This is a genomic window from Prauserella alba (assembly GCF_024171735.1).
Lineage (GTDB): Bacteria > Actinomycetota > Actinomycetes > Mycobacteriales > Pseudonocardiaceae > Prauserella > Prauserella alba.
The window spans coordinates 602,758-627,131 of sequence record NZ_JAMTCH010000004.1 but is presented as its reverse complement, the minus strand read 5'-3'; the positions used below and the strand labels follow the sequence as shown (position 1 = coordinate 627,131).

The following is a 24,374-nucleotide window of genomic DNA, read 5'->3' as shown; positions in this document are numbered from 1 at the left end:
TCATTCGCTGCCGAAGGGGGGCAGTGCAGGGCAGGTTCGCACTGCGAACCGGTCTGACGGGCTCAGGGGACGAACACCGCCAGCCTGGGAGTGCGTGGAAGCGAGGAGGCGGACGTGCGGTTGGACATGACGGGAACCGAGCGGGGGCGGCCGGTGGACCGGGCGGCTCAGGCAGACGGCGAATTCGAGGCTCTCGCAGAGCTGCTCGACGTCACCGAAGAGCAGGAGTGGCAGGAACGTGCACTCTGCGCGCAGACCGACCCGGAGGCGTTCTTCCCGGAGAAGGGCGGCTCGACGCGCGAGGCCAAGCGGATCTGCCAGGGCTGCGAGGTCAAGGACGACTGCCTCGAGTATGCACTGGCACACGACGAGCGCTTCGGCATCTGGGGCGGACTGTCCGAACGGGAGCGCCGCAAGCTGAAGAAGCGCGCCGTCTGACGGTGCTCGACACTCACTCTCACGGGCAGGCGTAGCGTGCGCACGCGAGTGTGCGCGAGAAGGGCGAGCCCGGTGCGGGAACCTGTGACGTTCACATGCTGACGTCGCTACCGGTCATTCGCTGCGGCCGGTGATCTCCCCGCGCCGGTGGTCCTCCCGCGCTGGTGACCCTCGAGCCCCGGAGTGACTGAGTGCCCCGAACATCGCAGTCCGGACCCGCCGAATCCGACGGCCCCGAATCCGACGGTTCCCGTGCCGGGCGGGACGAGGTCGATCAGCACGAGATCGAGCCGGACGGTGCGTCCGATTCGGACGGTGCGGCAGCCGCCGGTGGCGACACGGCAGCCGGCGACACGGCAGCGGACGTGGCAGCCGGCGGCGACGAGCCGGTCGACGCGGACGGCACACCGTCGCCGGATCACTCCTCGTCCTCGGCTCGGCCGGTCGGCTCCGCGTTGCGGCGATTCCTGACGGCACCTCCGACCGTGCTGGCCGTGTCGCTGGCCGGGTTGTCATTGTTGCTCAACGGGGTGGCTGCGGACCGGCTCGGCCTCGAGCTCGCGGGTGGTGCGCTACTGCCCGTCGGTGACCTCGGCGCGGTGTGGTCGGCCTACCTCGACGCGTGGCACGGCGTGGCAGGCGGCACGACGAGTGCAGGCTCGCCCGCGCTGGCCGTGCTGGGTACGGCAGGTGCCGTGCTGGGTGGACCTGCCGCGGCCGTGTCACTGCTGCTGCTGTTCGACCTCCCCGCGTCGGCGCTCGTCGCGTATGCGGCGACCCGGCGCCTCAACGCGGGCCGGTGGGTTCGCGCGGGTGCGGCCGCCGCCTATGCGCTCGCGCCCGCCTCGATCGACGCGGGCGCGTCGGGGCGGATCGGTGTGGTGGTCGTCCACATCGCGTTGCCCGCGGTCGTCGCCGGAATCGCGTCGCTGCTGACCAGCGGCGACATGCGCAGACTGCCGCTCGGCGCGTGGTGCGGGCTGGGTATGGCGCTGATCGGCGTGTTCTCCCCGATCGCCTACGGCATGGTGCTGGCAGGACTGATCGTCGCGTTCGTGGCGTTGCCCGTTCCCGGTGGGCGGTCGTGGAAGGGGCTGTCGGCGCTGGTCATGGTGGTGTTGCTGCCGCTCGCGCTGGCCCTGCCGTGGTTGCCGACGCTCGTCACGCATCCGGAGTTGCTGCTGCACGGGCTCACCGGACCGGCGGACGCGGTGTCCGTGGCAGGCCTGGCCGGCTTGCATCCGTCGGGTGGGGCGCCCCTGGGGCTCGTGCTGGTGGTCGTCGCCGTGGCCGCCGTCGTCACCGCGGCGTCCGCGCGGATGGCCGCTGGGGCGATGCTGGTGGTGATCGGCTGCGCCGGCGTGGCCGTGACACAGCTCGTGCGGGCCGAGCCGGTCACCGGCGGTGGGCCGATGCCGGGATACGCCGGGGCGCCGCTGGTCATCGTCACCGCAGGTCTCGTCGCGCTCGTGCTCGGCGCTCGTCGCGGTGCGGGAGGCGGTGCGGATGGCGGTGCAGGAGGCGGTGCGCCGCGGGCCGCGCTGCTCGGCGGTGCGGCGGTCACGCTGGCCGTGCTGGCGACGGCCGCTTTCCTCGGCGTGGCCGGTGAGGTGCGCACCGGTGGTGGTGTCCGGCTGCCCGCTGCCCTCGACGAGGACCTCGACGACAATGGACGTGGAGTGCTGGTCCTCGGCCACGACGGCCCGGGCGGGCCGGTGCCGGACCGGTTGGCTGCCGGGCGCACTCCGCAGTTCGGGGACGACGCGCTCGCACCCGTCGGAGGTATGGCCGAGCGGCTCGAAGGCTGGCGCAACGGGTTGCTCGGTGGTTCCCGCGACGCCGTCACGAACGCAGCGGCGGCCGGTGTCGAGCTCGTCGTGCTGCCGCCGGGGGAGAGCGGCGACGCGCTGCGCCGCGACGCGAGCGAGCTCGTTCGTCCCGCGCCGTCGACCTCCGACGGCCGGACGGTGCTCCGCCTGACACCGGAGGCCGGTCAGGTCACACTCGTGTCCCCCGAACAGGCGCACCGCGCGGTCAGCGGCAGCGCCCCGAACGACGAGCTCATGCGCGGTTCGGCGATCGCTCCGGTGGATGCGCGGCTGCCCGAAGCGCGGGTTCGTGTCTCCGAAGGTCCCGGCGGCAGGCTCCTGGTTCTGGCCGCGGAGTACGAACCGGGATGGAGCGCCACGGTCGACGGCGAACCGGTGCCGATCACGCCCGCGTGGGGACACCAGGTGTCGGTGGCGGTTCCGGAGTCGGAATCGGAGGTCGTGGTCCGCTACACCGCGCCGTGGCACTCGGTGTTCCTGCTCGTCAGCGTGGCCGCGCTGCTGTTCGCGGCGCTCACGGCGGTCCCGGGAAGCGGCGGACGCCGGCGCCCGTGATCCGGCTCAGTGGCCGCCGTCGATGATGTCCGGTTCCACGCCGATGTAGGCGGCGATCTGTTCGACGAGCACGTCGTGCACCAGGTCGGCCAGATCCGAGGGGTCCTGGGCACGTGCTTCGAGCGGCCTGCGGTAGAGCACGATGCGCGCCCGGGTCGGCAAGCCCGAACGGTCGACGCCCGCCGGGACCAGCCGTGACAGCGGAACGGCGCCGTCGTGCAGCACCCCTTCGTCGACGGTGCCGGGTGGGCCGTCCTTGACCTCGGGCACGTCGTCGACAGCGACGTCGAGCTTGGTCAGTTCGCTGCGCCAGCGGCCTTCGATGGGTTCGAGTGCGTCCAGCACCAGCGAGTCGAACCGCTCGGCGGGACTCGACGCCGCGGGCAGGCTGGCCGGATACAGCGGGCCGCGGAGGCCCCGCCCGTGGCGGTCGCGTCGCATACGCCGTCGAAACCGTGCACCTCGAGCCGTCGTCACCGGGCCAAGGGTACCTATCTGCCCGCCCGCGCCGCACCAACCTTCTCGGCGAACCACGCCGCAGGCCGACCAGCGAGACACGGGTACCCGAGCCCGGCCACCGACGAGTGGGTCGCCTACTGCGCAGGGGCTGCCGCCGTGTCGCAGGGACTGCCCGGGTACGTACCCGCCCACCCCTCAGCTCCGGCACCGCCGAGATGGTGGTGGCGGGCGACGGGTGGGCGGGCGTGTCAGCTACCCCTCTCGTGGGATGAGGGGCTATCGTGATCAACCGTGCGGAGCGTACGGAAGTGTTCGCGGACGGGCTGTCATGAGCCCGCTGTCGCTACGCTGACCTACGCCTATGGTGACTCGACCGCTGTGGTCGGCCCGCTCGCGACGTCGTCCGAGCCGCATTCCTACGACCTGTGTGAGGCGCACGCGATGCGGTTGACCGTCCCGCGCGGCTGGGAGGTCGTGCGGCACGAGGGGGAGTTCTCGCCTCCTGAGCCGACGGTCGACGAGTTGACGGCGTTGGCGGAGGCGGTGCGTGAGGCGGGCCGTCCGGAGCCGGCCGAGCAGCCGGCCGCGGTGTCGGACCGTTCCGGGGAACCGGGTGCGATGGGGACGACGGGTACGGAACCCGGAAGGCGCGGACATCTCCGTGTTCTTCCCGGTCACGCCTGACTGCGGCGGGGCGACGTCGGCGCCCGCCGGTAGCGGTGTGCGCAGTCCGGCCGGGCCGGGCGATCCCGTCACCGGTGCGACACGCTCAGTGATTCCGTCCGGGTGTCGTTACCGCTGCGTTGGGTTGATCGGGCGAATGGGTAGGCTCCGGGGCGGTATTTCAGGCTCTGGGGAGTCACCAATCGGATGATCTGGGAGTGAGGCGTGTCAGACCTGTCGGCCATCGTGAAGGCCTACGACATTCGTGGCGTCGTCGGTGACCAGCTGGATGCAGGCCTGGTGCGGAACTTCGGTGCCGCGTTCGCCCTGCTCATCAAGCCCGACTCGCCGTCGGTGGTGATCGGGCACGACATGCGTGATTCGTCGCCCGAGCTGGCGTCCGCCTTCGCCGAGGGGGTGACGTCGCAGGGACTCGATGTCGTGTCCATCGGCCTTGCCAGCACCGACGAGCTGTACTTCGCGTCCGGCAAGCTGGCCATGCCGGGTGCGATGTTCACCGCGAGCCACAACCCGGCGGAGTACAACGGCATCAAGCTCTGCCGTTCGGGGGCAGCGCCGGTCGGCCAGGACACCGGCCTGGCGGAGATCCGCGACACGGTCGAGCACGGGGTCCCGGAGTTCGCGGGCCAGGCGGGCGCGATCACCGAGCGTGACGTGCTGTCCGAGTACGCCGAGTATCTGCGCTCGCTCGTCGACCTGACGGGGATCCGCCCGTTGAAGGTGGTCGTCGACGCGGGCAACGGCATGGGCGGCCACACGGTGCCCACCGTTTTCGAGGGACTGCCCATCGAGGTCGTACCGATGTACTTCGAACTCGACGGCACCTTCCCGAACCACGAGGCCAACCCGCTGGACCCGAAGAACCTCGTCGACCTGCAGGCGAAGGTGCGTGAGACCGGTGCCGACGTCGGCCTGGCCTTCGACGGCGACGCCGACCGCTGTTTCGTGGTCGACGAGAACGGTGATCCGGTGTCTCCGTCGGCGGTCACGGCGCTCGTGGCGACCCGGGAACTGGCCAAGGAGCCGGGCGGGGTCGTCATTCACAACCTCATCACGTCGAAGGCCGTGCCGGAGATCGTCGCCGAGCAGGGCGGCACGGCGATCCGCACCCGCGTGGGCCACTCGTTCATCAAGGCCGAGATGGCGCGCACGGGCGCGGTGTTCGGTGGTGAGCACTCTGCGCACTACTACTTCCGCGACTTCTGGCGCGCCGACACGGGCATGCTGGCTGCGCTGCACGTCCTCGCCGCGCTGGGCGAACAGCCGGGCACGCTGTCTGAGCTGACCGCGCGGTACTCGCGCTACGCCGCGTCCGGAGAGATCAACTCGACGGTGGCGGACCAGGCGGGCCGCGTCGCCGCGGTGAAGGACGCCTACCAGGGCCGCAACGGTGCCTCGGTCGACGAGCTGGACGGGCTGACCGTCGACTTCGGCGACCGGTGGTTCAACCTCCGTGCGTCGAACACCGAGCCGCTGCTTCGGTTGAACGTCGAGGCGCCCGACGAGGCGGCCGTGGCGGCGTTGACCGACGAGGTGCTGGCCATCGTCCGTGCCTGACCGGTCCGCGGCGGAAACCGGACCGGCCGCGGACGAACAGTTTTCGACTGCCCTCCGGGAGGAGGGCCAACCGTGGTAAATAGGAAAAATGGCCGTCACTCTCGATCCGCAACTGCTCGACATTCTCGCGTGCCCGTCGGCGGACCACGCCCCGCTGACGGCCGGCTCGCCGGATGACCCTGCCGCCGACGTGCTGACCTGCACGTCCTGCGGCAGGCAGTACCCCGTGCGGGACGGCATTCCGGTGCTGTTGCTCGACGAGGCCGACGGCGGCGATCCGGCCGCCGACACCGCAGGCACGGGCGATTCGCCGGCCGGCGGCGATTCCGGGGCCGGCAGTGCTTGACGACACGCTGCTCGACGACCCGCGCCGGCTCGACGACGCCGACACGGGTGGCGTGTTGCGCGCGGCCGCGATGGCCGGTGCGCAGGTGCGGTCGACGATCGAGGCCGCGACGGAGCTGGAGCTGGCCGAACGGCTGGACATCGGGCGGCCCCGATCGCTGGTGATCATCGTGCGGCCGGGTGCAGGGCACGGCGCGGCCCAACTGTTGACGGCCCTGCTCGCGCCCGCCTGCCCGGTGCCGGCGGTGGTGACAGACACGGTGCCGCCGTGGATCGGGGCGCTCGACGTCGTGCTGGCACACACCGACGACCCGTACGACCGTGACCTCGCGGTGTCGCTCGAACGCGCGGCCCGCTACGGCGCGACGGTCGTGCTGTCGGCGCCACCGGACGGCCCTGTTGCGTCCGCCGTGGCCGGCCGCGGCCTGGTGCTGTCGCCGCGGGTGGTCGGCCCGCCCGAGCTGGCGTTCCCGCGTGCGCTGACCACGGGTCTGCTCACCGCGGGTGCGCTCGGCCTGCTGGTGTCCGACGTCGACGGCCTGGCGGACCGGCTGGACAACGAGGCGGCCCGCGGGCATCTCGAACACGAGGCGTTCGTCAACCCGGCGAAGTCGCTGGCGCTGCGGATCGCGGACCGGACGCCGCTGCTGTGGGGGCTCGACCATGCGGGCGTGGCCGTCGGGCAGCATGCGGCGTACGCGCTCGGGGCGCACGCGGCGGTCGTCGCGGACGTGTCCGATTACCGCCAGGCGCTGGCCCGTCCTGCGCTGCACGCGATGGCCGCCCGCGGGGGTGACGAGCGGGACATCTTCGCCGACCCGGATTTCGACGAGGTGAGTGGTGCCGCGCCCCCGCGCGCACTGCTGTTGTCGGTGCGCAGTGGCCCGGCGACCGACGAAGCGCGGCTCCGGGTGGGTGAGACCCTGCCCACGGCCGACGTCCTCGCCCCGGCGGAAGAGCTGGCCGACGCCGATGACGTCGCGTGCGCCGCCGTGCTGGCGTTGCGATTCGAGTTCGCTGCGGTGTACCTGGGGCTCGCGGCTGGAACCATCGGGGGAGCCGGCCGCGTCGCGCCGCTGTCACTGTGACGGTGGCACGGCCGGGCGAGGCCGGCGAGGAGTGGAGTTGACCGTGGAGCTGCTGCAGGGCGCGGTGCGGGCATATGCGTGGGGGTCCCGCACGACGATTCCGGAGCTGCTGGGCCGCCCTGTCCCGTCGCCGCATCCGGAGGCGGAACTGTGGTACGGGGCGCATCCCGGCGATCCGGCGCGGGTGCGGCGGGCGGACGGCTCCGAAGTCAGCCTGCTTGAGATCGTCGACGCCGATCCGCACGGTCAGCTCGGCACCCGGTGCGCCGACCGGTGGGACGGGCGGTTGCCGTTCCTGCTGAAGATCCTCGCGGCGGAGGAGCCGCTGTCGATGCAGGCACACCCGTCGGCGGAGCAGGCGGCCGAGGGGTACGCACGCGAGGAGGCCGCGGGCATCGCGCGCGACGCGGCGAACCGCAACTATCCCGACCCGACGGCGAAGCCGGAGCTGGTGTGCGCGCTGACCGAGTTCCACGCGCTCGCCGGGTTCCGCGATCCGCATCGGACCGTGCGGTTGCTGCGCGAGATCGAGACGCCCGGGTTGGCCCACTACGTCGGACTGCTGGCGGGGCAGCCCGACCCGGACGGGTTGCGCGCGCTGTTCACGACGTGGATCACGCTGCCGCAGTCGGCGCTCGACGAACTGCTTCCCGAGGTGCTCGATGCCTGCGTGCGGCACGTCGAGGGCGGGGGAGAGTTCGCCGAGGAATGCCGCACGGTGCTGCAGCTCGGCGAGGCGCATCCGCGCGACGCGGGTGTGCTGGCCGCGTTGCTGCTCAACCGCGTCACGCTGCATTCGGGCGAGGCGCTGTACCTGCCCGCGGGGAACCTGCACCTGTACCTCTACGGCACGGCGATCGAGATCCTCGCCAACTCCGACAACATCCTGCGCTGCGGGTTGACCCCGAAACACGTCGATGTGCCCGAACTGCTGCGGGTGGTCGATTTCCGGTGCGGTGACCCGCCGGTGCTGACCGGGGAGCCGGACGGACCGGCCGCGGTGTACCGCACCGGCACGCCGGAGTTCCAGCTGTCCCGGGTCGACTGGGAGGCCGTGGACCGGCGCGAGGTCGAACTCGACGGTCCGGGCCCGGAGATCCTGCTCTGCACTGCCGGCGAGGTGCTGCTCTACGACGACGAGGGTACGAAGGTGGAGCTGCGCCGGGGCGAGTCCGTGTGGCGGCCGGCTTCGGATCCGGCGGTGCGGGTCAGGGCCGTCGGCGAGCACGTCGCACAGCTCTTCCGCGCCACCGCGGGCACCTCATTGCGCGGGCATTAACCTTCCTTTACTCACCGTGCTCGACCGGTCACCCTGGCGGGTTCCGGATCGCTCGCGGGCTCTAGGCTTCGGCCGTCACGTCGAGGAGACCGGAGGGTTGAACTGTGGCGGCAACCGGAGGAACGAAGGCGATCCTGGCGGCGCTGGCCGCGAACGCGGGTATCGCGGTGGCGAAGTTCGTGGGCTTCGTGATCACGGGTTCCTCGTCGATGCTCGCCGAGTCGGTGCACTCGGTGGCCGACACCTCCAACCAGGGCCTGCTGTTGCTCGGCCAGAAGACGGCCAAGCGGAAGGCGACCAGCGAACACCCCTTCGGTTACGGACGTGACCGGTACTTCTACTCGTTCATCGTCGCGTTGCTGCTGTTCACGCTCGGGTCGGCGTTCGCGCTGTACGAGGGGGTGCACAAGGTGCAGCATCCGGAGGAGCTGAGCTCGCCGCTCGTCGCCGTCGTGATCCTCGTCCTCGCCATCGCGCTCGAGAGCTACAGCTTCGCCACGGCGGTCAAGGAGTCGAAGGCGATCAAGGGGAACCGCAGTTGGTGGGGGTTCGTCCGGCAGTCGAAGACGCCCGAACTGCCGGTGGTGCTGCTGGAGGATGCGGGGGCGCTGTTCGGCCTGGTGTTCGCGCTGATCGGCGTCGGGCTGGCGGTCGTGACCGGTGATCCGGTGTGGGACGGCGTCGGCACGCTGATGATCGGGGTGCTGCTCGGCATCATCGCGATCACGCTGATCATCGAGATGAAGAGCCTGCTCATCGGCGAGGGATCCGGCGAGAAGGAGCTGGACACGATCGTCGGCGAGCTGACCGCGGGTGAGGTCGAGCGGGTCATTCACATCCGTACCCAGTACATCGGCCCGGACGAGCTGTTGATCGCGGCCAAGCTCGCGATGCGGCGGGGGATGGCGCTGACCGAGGTGGCAGCGGCGATCGACGACGCCGAACGCCGCGTCCGCGAGGCCGTCCCCACGGCGCGGCTGATCTATCTGGAGCCGGATCTGGACCGCACACCCGCGTAGGCGCCGGGGTACGCCGCACCCCGGCCACACCCTCCGGTACTGCAGGCCGAGGCGCGCCGGGTTCGGGATCGCGAGGGCGCGGACGGACGGCGCGGACGGACGTTGCCGGGTGTGATCGACCGGCGATCAGCAGATCGGTCACGTTCAGTCGTCACGACTGTGCTCCACCGCGAGGACGTTGTGACTCGATCAGGTTACTGATTCGGCCCGAAGTGATCACTTTGACCGTGATCGACTAGGGAGTATCACCCGGTCGGGTCTAGGGTTCGGACGGCCCGTTTGCCTCGTTGCAGACGTTCGTCCCCGATGTCCCCCGCGTCCGATCCCCAGGAGTCTCCTGATGTCTGTTGGTCCGCGTCTCCGCCTGCGCGCGCTCGTCACATCGACGATGGCGCTGGGCTTGCTGGCCGGTTCGATGCCCCTCGCCGCGGCGACCGACGAGCCGAACGAGGATTCCCGAGCCGTGGTCGTCGAAGGCAACGTCGACGCGGGTATGAAGGGCGCCTGCGAGAAGGCCGGATTCGACGGCGAGCCGATCGACAAGGCCGACGTCGCCTTCACCGGCGGGCAGAACGAGCGGTTCCTGACCATCACCGACGTGCCCGCCGACGTCGAGATCACCGGAATCCTCGTGAAGGGCGGCCCGCGCTACAACCGGTACGAGCCGGGCGAGCGAGGGCTGCCGCAGGAACCGGCGTGGGTGAAGCTGCGGTCCCCGCTGAACAACGGCGGGCAGCTCCCGGCCATCAGCCACTGGTTCCTCTGTGGAACGAGCGGCCCGACGGAGACGACGACTCCGCCCGAGACGACGACCCCGCCGGAGACGACGACCCCGCCGGAGACGACCCCGCCTCCGAAGACGACGACGCCTTCCGAATCGACCACTCCGCCGGAAACGACCACGACCGGTACCGACACGACGTCGTCCACGACGGCATCGAGCGGCCCGTCGTCCACGACGTCGAACGCGGGCGCGCCGACCACGACCTCACAGCCTGCCGTCGCGCCGGCGGGCGACACCGACGACCTCGCCTCGACCGGCTTCGGCGCAGGCTGGTTGCTCGGCCTGGGCGCCCTGCTGCTCGCCGGGGGAGGGGCCCTGTTGGCGCTCACGCGTAAGCGGCGCACGACCTCCTGACGGACCTGTCACCCTGACCCGCCCGGGTCGTGCTGCTCAGCACGGTCCGGGCGGTGGTGCGCGGTTACCGGGAGGCGACGGTTCCCCCTGAGCCGACGCCGTGGGGATATCCTCACCGGGTTGGTTGCTGTGAGGTGACGACTTGCCGGAGTGCTGCTCGCCGGAGTGGACGCGGCGGCGAGTGGGTGGCCGATCAGCCTGCGGCCCAGGCGAGGCAGGGAGGCAGTGGCATCGTGGCCGGTAACGGGATCTGGCGCACCAAATCCGTAGAGCGGTCCATTGCGGACACCGACGAGCCGGGGACCCGGCTGCGCCGCAACCTCAGCGCGTGGGACCTGACGGTATTCGGCATCACGGTCATGGTCGGTGCCGGCATCTTCACGCTCACCGCCCGCACGGCGGGTGACCTGGCCGGGCCGTCGGTCGCCGTCGCGTTCGTACTGGCCGGCATCGCATGTGGTCTGTCGGCTCTGTGCTACGCGGAGTTCGCCTCGACGGTGCCGGTGGCCGGCAGTGCCTACACGTTCTCGTACGCCACGTTCGGCGAGTTCCTCGCGTGGATCATCGGCTGGGACCTCGTGCTCGAGTTCTCGGTCGCCGCGGCCGCGGTGTCCAAGGGCTGGTCGGTCTACCTCGAAGAACTGCTGGCCTCGATCTTCGGTGCGAACGTCGCCACGACCATCGAGTTCGGCGGGATCAGCGCCGACTGGGGTTCGCTGCTGCTCGTGGTGACGCTGGCGGTACTGCTGACGCTGGGGACGAAGTTGTCGTCGCGGTTCAGCATGGTGGTCACCACGATCAAGGTGCTGATCATCCTGTTCGTGATCGCGCTGGGCATCGCTTACATCACCCCGGACAACTACACCCCGTTCATCCCGCCCGCGGCGGCGGGCGAGGACGCGGGCGGCGGCATCGAACAGTCGCTGTTCTCGGTGCTGGCGGGTGGTTCCGGCAGCGTCTACGGCGGCTTCGGCCTGCTCGCCGGTGCGTCACTGGTGTTCTTCGCGTTCCTCGGGTTCGACATCGTTGCCACGACCGCCGAGGAGACGCGCAACCCGCAGCGGGACGTGCCCCGCGGCATCCTCGGCTCGCTCGCGATCGTCACGGTGCTGTACGTGGCGACCTCGCTGGTGATCGCCGGGATGGTGCCGTACGGCGAGCTCTCGACCGCCGCCGAACCCGAGGGGCGCAAGACGCTCGCGACGGCGTTCACGTATCACGGCGTGGACTGGGCCGCCCACATCGTGTCGATCGGTGCCGTCGTCGGCCTGATCACCGTGGTGATGGTGCTGCTGCTCGGCCAGCAGCGGGTGCTGTTCGCGATGTCGCGCGACGGGTTGTTGCCGCGCGGACTGGCCAAGACCGGGCAGCGCGGCACGCCGGTGCGGGTGAACGTGCTCGTGACCGTCGTGGTCGGGGTCGCGGCGACGTTCTTCGACGCGAGCCAGCTCGAAGAGATGGTCAACGTCGGCACGCTGTTCGCGTTCATACTGGTGTCGGCCGGTGTGATCGTGATGCGCAAGAAGCGGCCGGAGTTGCCACGCGGCTTCCGGGTGCCGTGGGTGCCGGTCATCCCGATCCTGGCGATCGGCGTCTGCCTGTGGTTGATGCTGAACCTGACCGTGCTGACGTGGCTGCGGTTCGTGCTGTGGATGGCGCTGGGCGTGGCGATCTATTTCGCCTACGGCCGGCGGAGTTCGGTCCTCGCGCGAGAGCAGAAGGAGGTCTCGACCGACTCCTCCGATTGAGGCAGCTTCCCAATGCGACGGGCTTCCCAATGCGACGGGCTGCATCACCCGGTGTAGGCGCGACGTACGAAAGATGGTCCCGGCGCCACTCGTGTGCGAGTAAAGTTCCGCGCGGCACATCACTGCCCGTCACTGCGGGTGGGGTGGATCGACCTGCCGCCGGATCTGTACGGAGTGCCTCATGCGCGTGACCCGTTCGTTGGCCGTGGCCGTCGTGACCGGTGCGGTCGTGTTCGGTTCCGCGGGCATCGCGAGTGCCGGCCAGGATTCCGGGATTCCGCACGGTGACGGCGGTGTGGTCGTGCAGGGGAAGGACGACCGTGATCCGGTCGATCGCGGTGAGGATCCGGGTGAACCCGCAGGCGGCGAGGACGGCTTGGGCGGCGGTGACGACCGGCGTGGCCGCGGCGACGGAGGCCACGAACGACGCGGCGGCGACAGCGACCGGCCGCTGTGCGAGGACGACCGGATGCACCGCGGCGAGCTGGCGATCGACCCCGATCGGGCCCGCGGGGCGTCCGGCTGGGACGAGGCGGACTGGGACCTCGGCGACGGCCGCCTCGGCGGCAAGCAGGGATGGTTCAGCCACTGGACGCACTGTGTCGAAACCCCACCCGCTCCGGACAATCCCGGGCAGCCGCCGAAATCCGAACCCGATGCCGACGTGCACGCAGGCCCCGACGACGACGGTGGGGACGACGGTTCCGAGTCCGAGTCCGGATCCGACTCGGACACCGATTCCGGGCCCGAGGTCGAACGCACCGAGCGGCCCGAGTCGCACGTGGACGGTGCGCCCGCGGAACCGACGCGGGACGCGACCGCCGATCGGCATCCGCAGGATCCGGCGGGTGGGCACTCGGTGAACCACGATGCGTCGTCCGCGGCACCCGCGCCCTCGATGCAGCGGGCCGATGCGGGCCCCGACGACGACGGCGCCGCCGCAGCCGCTTCGGGATCCGACGACGGCGAAATGGGCTTAGGTGGCGCCCTGCTGCTGATCGGCGGCGGTGGTCTGCTGGCAGCCGCCGCGGCGACGCTCCTCGCTGCCCGCACCCGCCGCGCCTGACTCGTACCCGGGCATCCGTCGGCGTCCTGCGCGGATCGCACACGTATCAATCAACATCACACACTTTCGATTGCTGCACTTGTGTGACTGTGTTGACTTTTGGGTGATTCGGTTTCAAGGTGAGGATGATCGAGGAACGGAGTGGTTCACCGATGTCCCTGACCGGGCCGGACAAGCGAGTCAACGACGATCAGCCGGCTGAGTCCGGCGTCTCCCGAGGAATCAGCCGCCGCGGGATCCTGGGTGCGGGCGCCGCGGTGCTCGGCGGACTGGCGGTGCCGGGCATGTCGGCCGCGTCGCTGCTGCCGTGTGCACCCGCTGCCGCACAGGCGAGCGGCGGCAGCGGCTATCCGGAGTGGAACAACAATCTCGAGCTGTTCGATGTCGGCTCGGAACCACCGCACGCGACACTCATGCCGTACGCCGGTGTGGACCAGGCGCTTGCGGCCGATCGCACGCGGTCGCCGTTCCGGCTGGACCTCGATGGCGAGTGGCGCTTCCGGCACGCCGACAACCCGGCGTCGCGCGACCCGGAGTTCCACCGTCGCAACGTCAACGATCGCGGCTGGGACACGATCCCCGTGCCGGCCAATTGGCAGTTGCACGGGTACGACTTCCCCATCTACACCAACATCACGTATCCGTGGTCCGGAGCCAACGGCAAGGGCGAGAACCCGGAGCCGCCGTTCGCGCCGACGAAGTTCAACCCCGTGGGTCAGTACCGGCGCAGCTTCACGTTGCCGCCGAACTGGCGGGGCCGCCGGACCTTCCTGCACTTCGAAGGCGTCAAGTCGGCGTTCTACGTGTGGGTGGGCGGCGAACTGGTCGGGTACCGGGAGGACTCGTACACCTCGTCCGAGTTCGACGTGACGCGCTTCGTCAAACCCGGTCACAACGAGATCGCCGTCGAGGTGTACCGCTTCTCCGACGGCGACTGGATGGAAGACCAGGACATGATCCGGTTGTCCGGCATCTTCCGGTCGGTCTACCTGTTCTCGACGCCGACCGTGCACGTGCGCGACTTCCGGATCGACACGCCGTTGCGTGACGGCTACACGAACGCCGACCTGGCCGTCACGGCGAACGTTCGCGACTACACCGGTGCCGAGCGCGGCACGTTCACGGTCGAGACGCAGCTCTACGACGACGGCGGGAATCCCGTGTGGAACGATCCGCTGCGCCTCCCCTCCGACTTCGGTGCGGGCGGGGAGGAAGTGACCACGCGTGGCAGCAAGCCGGTCGAGAAGCCGCAGTTGTGGTCGGCCGAGCATCCGAACCTCTACACCGCGGTGCTCGTCCTGCGCGGCCCGGCCGGCGACGTGCTGGAAACCTTGTCCACCCGAGTGGGCTTCCGCGAGTTCGCCATGGTCGACGGGCTCATGCGGATCAACGGCGAGCCGATCACGATCAAGGGTGTCAACCGGCACGAACTCCATCCGGACCGTGGCTCGGCACTGACGCGTGAGGACATGGTGTCCGACATCCGTGTGATGAAGCGGATGAACGTCAACGCGGTGCGGACCTCGCACTACCCGAACGATCCGCTGTTCTACGAACTCGCCGACGCCTACGGCCTGTACGTCATGGACGAGACGAACCTCGAGACGCACGGCATTCGTGACGAGTACCCGGGTTCGCATCCGGAGTGGACGGACGCCGTCGTGGCGCGCGCCAAGAACGTCGTGCACCGCGACAAGAACCACGCCAGCGTCATCATTTGGTCGCTCGGCAACGAGGCGGGAGGCGGCAGCAACTTCGTCGCCATGCACGACTGGATCCGCTCCTACGACGACATGCGGGTCATCCACTACGAGGGCGACGACAGGCCGGAGGTCAGCGACGTCCGGTCGGCGATGTACGAGAGTCCGTCCAGAATGGAGGAACGGGCGAGCGAGTCGGACACGCGCCCGTACGTGATGATCGAGTACGCCCACTCGATGGGGAACTCGACCGGAAACTTCCGGGAGTACTGGGACATCGTGCGGTCGCACGACGTGCTGCAGGGCGGGTACATCTGGGACTTCGCGGACCAGTCGCTGCGCGAGCCCGTTCCGAACGGCCGGGGCACGTATCTCGCCTACGGCGGCGACTGGGGTGACGATCCGAACGACGGAAACTTCTGCGCCAACGGCGTCGTCACGGCGGATCGCGGGTTGAACGGCAAGGCCGCCGAGGTCAAGCACGTCTACCAGGACATCCTGCTCTCGTCGGACGACCCGAGCTCGGGCAGGGTGACGATCACCAACGAGCACCTGTTCACCGACGTCGTAGCGTACGCGGGAAGCTGGGAGGTGGTCGCCGACGGCGAGGTCGTCGAGACCGGCGAGCTGACGCGGGAACAACTGTCCGTGCCGCCGTCGTCCAGTGCGACGGTCACCGTGCCGTTCACGAAGCCCGCGAACCCGGCGCCGGGGGCTGAGTACTTCCTGCGGCTGTCGTTCACCACACGCCAAGGCACGCTGTGGGCCGATCCCGGGTTCGAGGTCGCCAAGCACCAGTTCCCGATCGACGTGGGCAGTCCCGAGGTCGAGCCGGTGCCGCTGGACTCGGTCCCTGCGCTGGCGGTGGACGACTCCGGCGGTTCGGTGACGGTGACCGGTGACGACTTCACGGTCGTGATCGGGCGAGAGACGGGCGTGATCACGTCGTACGTCGCGAACGGGCGCACGCTCGTCGAATCCGGGCCGGTGCCGAACTTCTGGCGCGGGTCGACGGACAACGACCTCGGCAACGGCCAGCCGGATCGCAACGGGACGTGGCGTCACGCGGGTGCGCGTCGCACGGTGACGAACGTGTCGGTGGAACCGGTGCGGGACCGGGCGGTGGTCGTCACGGTGGAAGGCACGCTGCCGACGTCGACGGAGTCGAGGTACACGACGGTCTACACGATCTTCGGCAATGCGGAGATCAAGGTGGACAACACGGTGCAGCCGGGGTCGGCCTCGTTGCCGTACATTCCGGAGGTCGGCACGATGCTGCGGTTGCCTGCCGGACTCGACACCATGCGGTTCTACGGCCGCGGTCCCGAGGAGAACCATTGGGACCGCAAGTCGGCCTCCGAGGTGGGCGTGTACGACTCGACCGTCGACGAGCAGTGGACGTCGTACATCCGCCCGCAGGAGAACGGCAACAAGACCGACGTCCGCTGGTTGGCGTTCGTCGGTACCGACGGCGCCGGGCTGCTGGCGACCGGGGAGCCGGTGCTGGAGATCAACGCCTCGCGCTTCACACCGGAGGACCTCTCCGGCGACGCGCGGCACGACTACCAGCTGACACCGAGGGACGAGATCGTGCTGCGGTTGAATCACCGGCAGACCGGTGTCGGCGGCAACGACTCGTGGGGCCAGCAGCCGCTCGACGAGTACAAGCTGTTCGCCGACACGGACTACGCCTACAGCTACCGACTGCGGCCACTGTCGAATGTGGACGAGGCGATGGCGCTGTCGCGGAAGCCGACCGCGAGCCCGTGACCGTGGCTCGCGCACGGTCGGTGGCGAGGACCCGGTGTGAGGTGGGGCCGGCCAGGGAGACGGCGGTCGTCGTTCCCGCCCGCCCGCGGACAGGCGGGCGGGTCAGGCGGGATCCGGCGGGTGCGGGTACCGCTGGTCGCCGATCTGCCAGCCTGGCCCGCTGTCGAAGTACTCGCCGGAGGCGACGGGCAGTGCGAGGTTGCGTTCGACGGTGGTGAGCATGCCTTCGTACCACCGTGCGTAGTCCGGGTCGGACACCCGGCGGGTCAGCGCGGGCTCCGCGTTCTCGAGGAGGTCGGCGATATCGGCCGGTGCCGTGGCCGCGGTGACCTCGGCGTCGAGGAAGGAGGTCTCGGAGCCGGTCGTGTACTTGACGGCCGGTGTACCGGATCCCTGCGCCCATACCTGGATCCGCAGGTGCAGTCCGGTCGGGGCCACGCCGGCCGTGATCCGTGCGTGCTGTTGTCCGCGCCGGTGCAGGACACGCACACCCTGCAGGATCCGCAGTGGGATCAGCTGCAGGGTGGCGTGGCGCAGGGACTGCAGGGCGCCGTCGTCGAAGGCGACGAGCCGGACGTCGGTCACGTCCGTGCGGGTGGTGGCGATCGTGTAGGCCGCCGTGAGCGCGGCCTCGCGCTGAGGCCAGCCGTAAGCACCCGCGCTGATCAGTGGGAAGGCGACGGTGCGGGCGCCGAGTTCGTCGGCGACCTCGAGAGCGCGGCGGTAACAGGGTTCGAGCAGGCCGCGGTCGCGCTCACCCGCGCGGAGATTCGGTCCGACCGTGTGGATCACCCACCGCGCGGCCAGTTCGCCGGCGGTGGTCCAGCCGGCGTCACCGGTCGCGAGCCCGTCGGGGAAGCGCCGCACGCAGTCGTCCAGTACGGCACGTCCGCCCGCGCCGTGGATGGCACCGTCGACGCCGCCTCCGCCGCGCATGCCGTTGTTGGCGGCGTTGACGACGGCGTCGACGTCCTGTTGCGCGATGTCGCCGAGGACCGGCGTGATGGTCGGCATGCGGCCGATTCTCGCGCAGGTGCCGCCGCCTCCGGGCGGGTGCTCCTACGTGGTGCAGCGTGATTTGCCGAGGATGTCGCCGAACAACGACACCTGTTCGGCCAGTCCGGCCGACAGGTCGGCGTCCTCGAGGCCCGCGGCCATGACGACGGCGCGATCCCACTCCGGGTCGCCCACGTAGTCGGCGTGTTTGCGGACGCCCGCGGCCCAGCGCCTGCCGCTCACCGGTTCCCGCATCGGATCCGGCAGCCAGTGGTCGCCGCCGAGGACGAGCACACCGGTCGGCCCCTGCACGGCCGGCTCGACCGCGCCGATACTGCCGTCGCCGCAGTAGCCGACCCCGAGCAGCATGCCGCCCGCCACCTGGTGCCGCCATGTGGTGGCGCCGCCGCCGAACGCGTCGGTACCGCGGCACAACCCGCGCCACCGGCCGTCCAGTCGGCCGTTGAGCCGTGCGAGTGATGCCGACGGGAACATCGCCGGGAACGCCCGCTGATAGCCCCACTGCAACGGGGCGCCCGCGGTCAGCAGCCCGAGGCGTTCGCGGTCCTCGTCCGGCAGCTCGTCGGCCAGGCGTGCGGCAGCCAGCACCGTCAGCAGGCCACCCACGTGGTACCCGGCGAGGACCACCCGCGTGTTCGGCTCCTCCAGGTGTGTGCGCGCCCGTTCGGCCAGTTCCGGCACGACCTTCAGCGCGTAGGACGGCGGAACCACGGGGTGGGCGGCACGCGGCCAGAAGCACGCCAGGTCCGTGAACGCGCCGAGGTGCCTGCTGCGCTGATCCCCCGTCGCGGCGGTGTAGACCGCGCGGAGCAGACCTGCCGCGAGCGCCCCCAGCGCGAGCACGCCGACCGCCGACAACGGCGCGAGCCAGTCCGGCACGGGCCCCATCGTGGCCCGCAGCCCCACGAGCGCGACCGCGCCGGCGCCGAGCGCACAGGCGAACGTCAACACCAGCCGGTGCAGGTATTTGCGGTCCCAGCCCGCGCGTGCCCATGCGGACGAAGCGGCCTCGTCGTCGGCAGCGGGGGCCTCTTCGCCCTGTAGCAGCGTGACGATGTCGGGAACGCCGCGGCGGACGCGGCGCAGCGACGATCCGACGACGGCCCAGGTCGCGAGCAGTCCCGCAACGACGAGTCCGCCGCCCCACAGCATCGTGATCAGGTCGTACCCCTCGGGCAGTCGCAGCCCGTCCGCGCCGAGCAGCTGGCGCAGCGCCACCGCGAGCCCGGCACCGAACCCGCCGCCGAGCAGACCTGCGAGCGCCAGCGCCGGTGCCGCCGCCCAGCCGCCGGCCCACGGCCGGAGCCGGTGCGGCAGGTGCGCCCACTCACGGCGCGCCAGCAACGCCGTCGGGACCAGCACCAGCGCGAACACCGCGCACGCGGCCAGCAGCGCGGCGCCGACGAGCTCCACCGTGGGGTTCGTGCCCGGCAGCGTGGCTGGAAGGGGTGCGGCGACGACTGCGGCCGCCACGGTCAGGGCGATCGCCACGCCGAACAGCGTCGCCCGCGTCGGCGCGGGCAACAGCCGTCGCGCCGGGGTCACGCTCACCAGCAGCACCGACCCCAGCAGCACCAGCGTGGTGACCCACAGCGCAGCCGCGGGCGTCTCGGCAGGCATCGTCGACGGCCCGCCGAGCAGCAACAACGCCGTGACGCCGAGCGCGGCGACGACGTGCACGCACCGCAACGCGGCCGTGTCGGCGACGTCGGAAAGCCCGCCGCCCAGATGATCGCGCAGCGGTTCGACGTGGTCGCTCGGCCGCCAGCTGGTGCGGGACACCCCGAACAGCACCGCGGCCACGGCCAGCAGCGGCAGCAGCCCGGCCGCCGTGCGCAGCCCCGGCACGTCGCCCAGCCACGACGGCGCCGAGTCCAGGCAGCCCGAGCCCGGAGTGAGGCACTGCGCGGCGAACAGGTCCAGAGTCACCACGCCGAGCTGCGCCACCAGCAGCATCGTCAGCAGCACCGCCGCCACTCGCAGCAGGCCGCGGCACACGCGGTTCAGCGCCGCCGACGCCCGTGAGCCCTCCGGAACCGGCGGCAGCATCCAGTGCGCCACGTTGGCCAGCGAGAACGGGAACAGCAGCGCCCAGGTCGCCTTCGCCGCACTACCGGAGGTCATCCGGTTCCACAGGTAGCCCTCCAGCGTGCGCGGCATCGATCGGCCGAGCGCCTGCAGCACCGGACCGGGAGCCGGCCTGCGGAGCCGGTCGGACGGGCGGACGATCCGCCCCGTGCCGTCGCCGTCCACATCGACGGTGCCGACGGAATCGAGCAGCGACTCGCCGGTCGTGCCGACCAGCCCGGGCACGCGAAGTTCGACGACCCGGGTGTCGGGGCCGGGGAGAGGCACGTGGACGCCTCCTAGCTGGGTTGACGCTTCCTGTTGGCCGAACTGCCACGGTAAACGCCGAACGCGAACGCGGGAGTCCCGACTCTCCAGCGCGTCCGCCGGTTAGCCCACACGGGTGGTGCGAGCCTGGGCTTCGTCGTAGTGATAGCGCTTCGGGGATATGTGCTATCACTACCAGGGTGAAGCAGCTCATCACCCGCATCGACGACTCGCTGCACGCGAAGGTCAAGGCGAAGGCCGAGGCCGAGGGGCGCAGCGTGAACGACCTCGTGTCCGGCCTGCTCGAAGCCGCCGTCGAGGACTCCGAAACCGACGAGGCATGGCACCGGCGACTGATCGCCGACGGCACACTCGTCGAGTTCACCCCGGCCGGTCCGGTACCGAGTCACGAGGAGCTGGAAGCGCGGTTGGTCGGACTCGGTACGGCGGTCGGCGAGGCCCTCGACCAGACGCGGGGGCGCTGGTGACGACGTTCTACGCCGACACGAGCGCGGTCGTCGGGGCATACCTGCCCGGCGAGCCGGGCCACGCAGAGATCCGCGACCTGCTGTTGCAATCGGAGTCCCGTGTACTCACCAGTGAGCTCACCCGAGTCGAGTTCGCCAGCGCGACGGCAGCCGCGATGCGCGGACGGCGCCTCGAGGACGCGAGGCTGCTCGTCGCACGGTTCGACGCCGACAATGGCCCCGGACGCCCGTTCAAGGTGCTGAGTTTCGACGGCGGGACCGTGCTGCGCACCGCACACGGCCTGGTGTTGGAACACGTCGGACTGCGCACGTTGGACGCGTTGCACCTCGCGATCGCGATCTCGGACGCGCGTCGCCTCGTCGACGACGGTCCGGTCTTCGTCACCCGCGACAACCGACAGGCCGAAGCGGCGAAAGCCCACGGCTTCGAGCTGGCCTGAGTCGGGTTCGTCCTCGGCCGCCACTCCGGCGAAACGCACCGCGCCAGTGCTGAGATCCGGCGACCTCCCCTCGATGGCCCCTGTCCAGGCCCGCCCGTCGCCCGACCACCGCCCCTCAAGGAGGCGCTTCGCGCCGCGGCTACTCTGCAGGCGTGGGTCGATTGGTGGTCATCGAAGGGCTGGACGGGGCGGGCAAGCGCACGCTGACCGACGCGTTGACGGCGGCACTGCGCGATGCGGGTGCGAGCGTGGCCGCGACGGCCTTTCCCCGGTACGGCGTCAGCGTGCACGCCGACCTCGTCCGCGAAGCACTGCACGGCGACCACGGCGACCTGGGCGAGTCCGTCTACGGCATGGGCCTGCTGTACGCGCTCGATCGTCGCGGGGCCGCCGACGACATCCGCGACCTGCTCGCCCGCCACGACGTCGTACTGCTCGACCGGTACGTCGCATCCAACGCCGCATACCAGGCCGCACGACTGGGCGAAGGAGTCGACAGCGACGTCGTGCGCTGGGTCCGCGCGCTGGAGATCGACCGGTTCGGCCTGCCCGTGCCCGATGCGCACCTGCTGCTGCGGGTGACGCCCGACGTCGCGGCCTCCCGTGCGCGCGGCCGGGCCGAGGCCGACACGGCGAGAGCCCGCGACGCGTTCGAATCCGACGACGACCTCCAGTCGCGCTGCTCGGCCGTCTACGACGAGCTGGCCGCCGCGAGCTGGCTCTCACCGTGGCACGTGGTCGACGGCGCCGACCGTGTCGACGCCGCCGACCTGGCGAAACGCCTCCTCGCCTGATCGGCTTCCCGGCGCTGCGGGCAGCCGCCCTGCCAGGTGGGCGGTTGCGCTGTCATGCCCCGAGGTTCCCGTGGGGGCGCTCACTGCGCCGGGAGCGGATGGTTCGCCAGGATCGTGCCGCCGGGATCGATGCGGTCGCGGAGGTGTCGCAACCGGTGGGCGGTCTCGGGGGTGAAGGCCGAGCGCACCTCGTCCGGAGTCGACGGGCCGAAGGAGAACGACAGGTTCGCGCCGAGCGTCTCCGGTGCGAATGGCGCCAGTACCTCGGCATGCAGTGAAGCCACCTCGGCGTCGGTGGCCTCCGACGTCGGCGTCACCGGGGAAAGCACGGACACGAGGTAGTCCGCCTCGCGGTGCCCGATGGCGCCCGACGTCCGCGCGAACGCGCCGCCGAGGTGCCGCAGCCCGGCCACGCACATGACGGGCGCCCCGGGCCCTGCCGCTGCCGGGAAGCGTGCGAGCGCCCGGGGGTCCAGCGACTGCAGCATCGCCGTCCGCGACCGATAGGCGTGGGGCCGATCGGGTTCGTCGAAGATCGCACCGCAATCCGAGAACGGCCGGGTTCGCAGCGTGTCCTGCAACACCGGCAGCGCCTCCCGCAGCCGTTCGGCGCTGCGCAGCCCAGCGCCACCGTGCACGTCGTCGGCCGGCGCCACGCACACCTGCAGCTGCGCGACATGGCGGCCGCGGAGGGCCTCCGGTACTCCGGGTGCGTCGGGGAAGACGAGCATGGCGACACCGGACGTGACCTCGTCCGGAACCGACGTGGTCCACCGGCGCCAGCGTTCGAGGACGTCTCCAGCCTCGGCCACGTCGACGTAGAGACTGCCGCCGTAGACCTCGGGGACCGCCACGAGATCGATCTCCATCGCAGTGACGATGCCGCCACCGGCTCCGCCGCCGCGCAACGCCCAGAACAGCTCGCGTTCGAGCGCATCTTCCGACGTCGACGTCACCCGGCGGAGCGTGCCGTCGGCGGTCACGACTTCCAGTGCGCGCACGTGGTCGGCGGCGTAGCCGTAGCGGCGTCCCAGCAGCCCCATGCCGCCGCCGAGCGTGTACGGGACGGCGCCCACGTGCGGGGAACTGCCCGACAACGGTGCCAGGCCGTGCGGGGTCACCACGTCGAGCACGTGCTGCCACGTCGCGCCGCCTTCGACCCTCGCGGTGCGCCGTACGGGGTCGACCTCGACGCGCGTCAGTCCGCGCAGGTCTACGAGCACGCCGCCGTTGAGCGCCGCCGTCAGTCCGTGTCCGCTGACCTGCGCGGATACGCGCAGGCCGCGGTGTGCTGCGTAGGCCACGGCGGTGCGCACGTCCCGGGCCGTTCGCGCCGACACGACGCAATCGGGCCGATGCGCGGTCGCGCGCTGATAGCCGGTGCACGCGGCGTCGAACCCGTCGTCGCCGGGCAGCCGGAGGGTGCCGTCGAGGTCGGGCAGCGCCGTTGCCAGGGAGCTGTCGGGGGAAGAACTGGTCGATCCGGTTGTGTTCGCCATGACGGCGACCGTAAGGAGACTCGAGGACGCATCATGTCCTCGAGTCATGGCAGAGTTGCCTCCATGTCGGTTCGTCAGGAGATGCCCGGCAGGCTGCTGCGGCTGCTGTCCCTGTTGCAGAGCAGACGAGAATGGCCGGGAGGGGAACTCGCCGAGCGCGTCGGCGTGACCACGCGGACGCTACGCCGCGACATCGACCGGCTGCGCGCACTGGACTATCCCGTGGAGAGCACGGGCGGCACCGGTGGTGGCTACCGGCTCGGCCGGGGCGGCAGGCTCCCGCCGCTGGTCCTGGACGACGACGAGGCGGTCGCCGTCGGCGTGGCGCTCGCGGCGGCCGCGTCCGTGAACCCGGATCTCGGTGAGAGCGCGACGGGGGCGCTGGCCAAGCTCGGGCAGGTGCTGCCCGCGCGCCTGCGGCCGCGGCTGGCCGCCGCCGGTTCCGTCGCGGTGGCACCGCCGCGCGGCGTTCCCGTCGATGATCTGCCCGACGGGGTCCACGCGGACGGACCTGCTCGCGACGCAGGGGTCGGGCACCCCGGGGTCGACCCCGACCGGCTCGCGCTGCTCGCGGGCGCGTGCCGGGACGCCGAGGTCGTGTCGCTGCGCTACGTGAGCAGGGGCCGCGGAACCGACCGTCGCGTCGAACCGCACCGGCTCGTCCTCGCCGAAGGACGCTGGTACCTGTCGGCCCACGACCTCCGCCGCGACGCCGCGAGGATCTTCCGGCTCGACCGCATGCGCGACGTCACCACCACGGGACGCCGCTTCGTGCCGCGGCCACAGTCCGAGGACCCCGTTGCGCAGCTGCGGGCGTCCTTCGCGGCGGCGACGTACCGGAACACCGCGCACGTGACGATCGGGCTGTCCGAATCGGAGGTCCGTCGCTGGGTGCCCGCCCTGCCGGGCGCGCTGGAGGCCGAAGGGCCCGACCGGTGCAGGGCCCGTGTCTCGGCCGACTCGGCCCGACTCGTCGTGCAGTACACGGCGATGCTCACCGCCGTGGCCGCAGCTCGAGGTGCCGCCGTCACCGTCGACGCCGAGGCCGCCGTCGCCGAACCGCTCCGCAGCCTGGGCGCGACGCTGAGCGCCACCCCGTGACGTGTCACACGCACGCAGCGGCACCG

Annotated in this window: 20 protein-coding genes; 16 read left to right on the top strand and 4 right to left on the bottom strand. The window is 71.0% G+C overall.

Annotated elements, in window-relative coordinates; translation table 11 throughout:
• Window positions 1-114: 114 nt before the first annotated feature.
• Window positions 115-438, top strand: a complete 324-nt coding sequence (locus tag LY12_RS11730; protein ID WP_253855919.1) for a WhiB family transcriptional regulator — start codon at window positions 115-117, stop codon at window positions 436-438.
• Between the two features lie 191 nt (window positions 439-629).
• The gene (locus tag LY12_RS11725) at window positions 630-2,822 is read left to right on the top strand and encodes a YfhO family protein (protein WP_253855917.1); all 2,193 of its coding nucleotides are present in this window, start codon (window positions 630-632) and stop codon (window positions 2,820-2,822) included.
• Window positions 2,823-2,828: 6 nt separating this feature from the next.
• On the opposite strand, the gene LY12_RS11720 is transcribed toward LY12_RS11725, so the two are convergent.
• Window positions 2,829-3,263, bottom strand: a complete 435-nt coding sequence (locus LY12_RS11720) for a metallopeptidase family protein (RefSeq protein ID WP_183783280.1) — start codon at window positions 3,261-3,263, stop codon at window positions 2,829-2,831.
• A gap of 309 nt (window positions 3,264-3,572) precedes the next feature.
• On the opposite strand from LY12_RS11720, the gene LY12_RS11715 reads away from it, so the two are divergent.
• The 10 genes from LY12_RS11715 to lacZ all read left to right on the top strand — a co-directional run bounded on the left by LY12_RS11715 (window position 3,573) and on the right by lacZ (window position 16,675).
• Window positions 3,573-3,965, top strand: coding sequence for a DUF3499 domain-containing protein (locus LY12_RS11715; RefSeq protein ID WP_253855915.1), 393 nt, complete (start codon window positions 3,573-3,575; stop codon window positions 3,963-3,965).
• A gap of 204 nt (window positions 3,966-4,169) precedes the next feature.
• Window positions 4,170-5,522, top strand: coding sequence for a phosphomannomutase/phosphoglucomutase (locus LY12_RS11710; protein ID WP_253855912.1), 1,353 nt, complete (start codon window positions 4,170-4,172; stop codon window positions 5,520-5,522).
• 88 nt (window positions 5,523-5,610) lie between these two features.
• Complete coding sequence (locus tag LY12_RS11705; RefSeq protein WP_253855910.1) at window positions 5,611-5,868, top strand: Trm112 family protein; 258 nt, start codon at window positions 5,611-5,613, stop codon at window positions 5,866-5,868.
• Window positions 5,861-6,955, top strand: coding sequence for a hypothetical protein (locus LY12_RS11700; RefSeq protein WP_253855908.1), 1,095 nt, complete (start codon window positions 5,861-5,863; stop codon window positions 6,953-6,955). Before LY12_RS11705 ends, LY12_RS11700 begins: the two co-directional genes overlap by 8 nt.
• Window positions 6,956-6,998: 43 nt before the next feature.
• A complete protein-coding gene (manA, locus tag LY12_RS11695; RefSeq protein WP_253857321.1) occupies window positions 6,999-8,234 on the top strand; it encodes a mannose-6-phosphate isomerase, class I in 1,236 nt (411 codons plus the stop codon).
• Window positions 8,235-8,338: 104 nt separating this feature from the next.
• Window positions 8,339-9,253, top strand: coding sequence for a cation diffusion facilitator family transporter (locus LY12_RS11690; protein WP_253855906.1), 915 nt, complete (start codon window positions 8,339-8,341; stop codon window positions 9,251-9,253).
• A gap of 340 nt (window positions 9,254-9,593) precedes the next feature.
• Window positions 9,594-10,391, top strand: coding sequence for a hypothetical protein (locus LY12_RS11685; RefSeq protein WP_253855904.1), 798 nt, complete (start codon window positions 9,594-9,596; stop codon window positions 10,389-10,391).
• Between the two features lie 233 nt (window positions 10,392-10,624).
• Window positions 10,625-12,139 carry an amino acid permease gene (locus tag LY12_RS11680; protein WP_253855901.1) on the top strand — a complete coding sequence of 505 codons (1,515 nt, stop codon included), beginning with the start codon at window positions 10,625-10,627 and terminating at the stop codon, window positions 12,137-12,139.
• Window positions 12,140-12,320: 181 nt separating this feature from the next.
• Window positions 12,321-13,205 carry a hypothetical protein gene (locus tag LY12_RS11675; RefSeq protein WP_253855899.1) on the top strand — a complete coding sequence of 295 codons (885 nt, stop codon included), beginning with the start codon at window positions 12,321-12,323 and terminating at the stop codon, window positions 13,203-13,205.
• Between the two features lie 152 nt (window positions 13,206-13,357).
• Entirely contained in the window at window positions 13,358-16,675 is a 3,318-nt protein-coding gene (lacZ, locus tag LY12_RS11670; RefSeq protein WP_253855897.1) for a beta-galactosidase, LacZ type, read from the top strand.
• A 102-nt stretch (window positions 16,676-16,777) separates the two neighbouring features.
• On the opposite strand, the gene LY12_RS26090 is transcribed toward lacZ, so the two are convergent.
• Together LY12_RS26090 and LY12_RS11660 are read right to left on the bottom strand one after the other, a co-directional pair.
• A complete protein-coding gene (locus LY12_RS26090; RefSeq protein ID WP_308292105.1) occupies window positions 16,778-17,689 on the bottom strand; it encodes a macro domain-containing protein in 912 nt (303 codons plus the stop codon).
• A gap of 45 nt (window positions 17,690-17,734) precedes the next feature.
• Complete coding sequence (locus tag LY12_RS11660) at window positions 17,735-20,047, bottom strand: hypothetical protein (protein WP_253855895.1); 2,313 nt, start codon at window positions 20,045-20,047, stop codon at window positions 17,735-17,737.
• A gap of 179 nt (window positions 20,048-20,226) precedes the next feature.
• On the opposite strand from LY12_RS11660, the gene LY12_RS11655 reads away from it, so the two are divergent.
• From LY12_RS11655 to LY12_RS11645, 3 genes are all read left to right on the top strand, one after another.
• Complete coding sequence (locus tag LY12_RS11655) at window positions 20,227-20,514, top strand: toxin-antitoxin system HicB family antitoxin (protein ID WP_253855894.1); 288 nt, start codon at window positions 20,227-20,229, stop codon at window positions 20,512-20,514.
• Complete coding sequence (locus LY12_RS11650) at window positions 20,511-20,954, top strand: type II toxin-antitoxin system VapC family toxin (RefSeq protein ID WP_253855892.1); 444 nt, start codon at window positions 20,511-20,513, stop codon at window positions 20,952-20,954. The genes LY12_RS11655 and LY12_RS11650 overlap by 4 nt, the downstream gene beginning before the upstream one ends.
• A 152-nt stretch (window positions 20,955-21,106) precedes the next feature.
• Window positions 21,107-21,748 carry a dTMP kinase gene (locus LY12_RS11645; RefSeq protein ID WP_253855891.1) on the top strand — a complete coding sequence of 214 codons (642 nt, stop codon included), beginning with the start codon at window positions 21,107-21,109 and terminating at the stop codon, window positions 21,746-21,748.
• An 80-nt stretch (window positions 21,749-21,828) separates the two neighbouring features.
• On the opposite strand, the gene LY12_RS11640 is transcribed toward LY12_RS11645, so the two are convergent.
• Window positions 21,829-23,247 (bottom strand): FAD-binding oxidoreductase, encoded by a 1,419-nt coding sequence (locus LY12_RS11640; RefSeq protein ID WP_253855890.1) that lies wholly within the window; start codon window positions 23,245-23,247, stop codon window positions 21,829-21,831.
• A 63-nt stretch (window positions 23,248-23,310) separates the two neighbouring features.
• Here LY12_RS11640 and LY12_RS11635 point away from each other — a divergent pair, with 63 nt between their 5' ends.
• A complete protein-coding gene (locus LY12_RS11635; protein WP_253855889.1) occupies window positions 23,311-24,348 on the top strand; it encodes a helix-turn-helix transcriptional regulator in 1,038 nt (345 codons plus the stop codon).
• Window positions 24,349-24,374: the final 26 nt, after the last annotated feature.

Bases quoted from the DNA above. Each gene is read 5' to 3' on its own strand.
- LY12_RS11720 (WP_183783280.1), bottom strand. From the start codon at position 3,263: ATGCGACGCGACCGCCACGGGCGGGGCCTCCGCGGCCCGCTGTATCCG.
- LY12_RS11705 (WP_253855910.1), top strand. From the start codon at position 5,611: ATGGCCGTCACTCTCGATCCGCAACTGCTCGACATTCTCGCGTGCCCG.
- LY12_RS11685 (WP_253855904.1), top strand. From the start codon at position 9,594: ATGTCTGTTGGTCCGCGTCTCCGCCTGCGCGCGCTCGTCACATCGACG.
- LY12_RS11675 (WP_253855899.1), top strand. From the start codon at position 12,321: ATGCGCGTGACCCGTTCGTTGGCCGTGGCCGTCGTGACCGGTGCGGTC.
- lacZ (WP_253855897.1), top strand. From the start codon at position 13,358: ATGTCCCTGACCGGGCCGGACAAGCGAGTCAACGACGATCAGCCGGCT.
- LY12_RS26090 (WP_308292105.1), bottom strand. From the start codon at position 17,689: ATGCCGACCATCACGCCGGTCCTCGGCGACATCGCGCAACAGGACGTC.
- LY12_RS11640 (WP_253855890.1), bottom strand. From the start codon at position 23,247: ATGGCGAACACAACCGGATCGACCAGTTCTTCCCCCGACAGCTCCCTG.
- LY12_RS11635 (WP_253855889.1), top strand. From the start codon at position 23,311: ATGTCGGTTCGTCAGGAGATGCCCGGCAGGCTGCTGCGGCTGCTGTCC.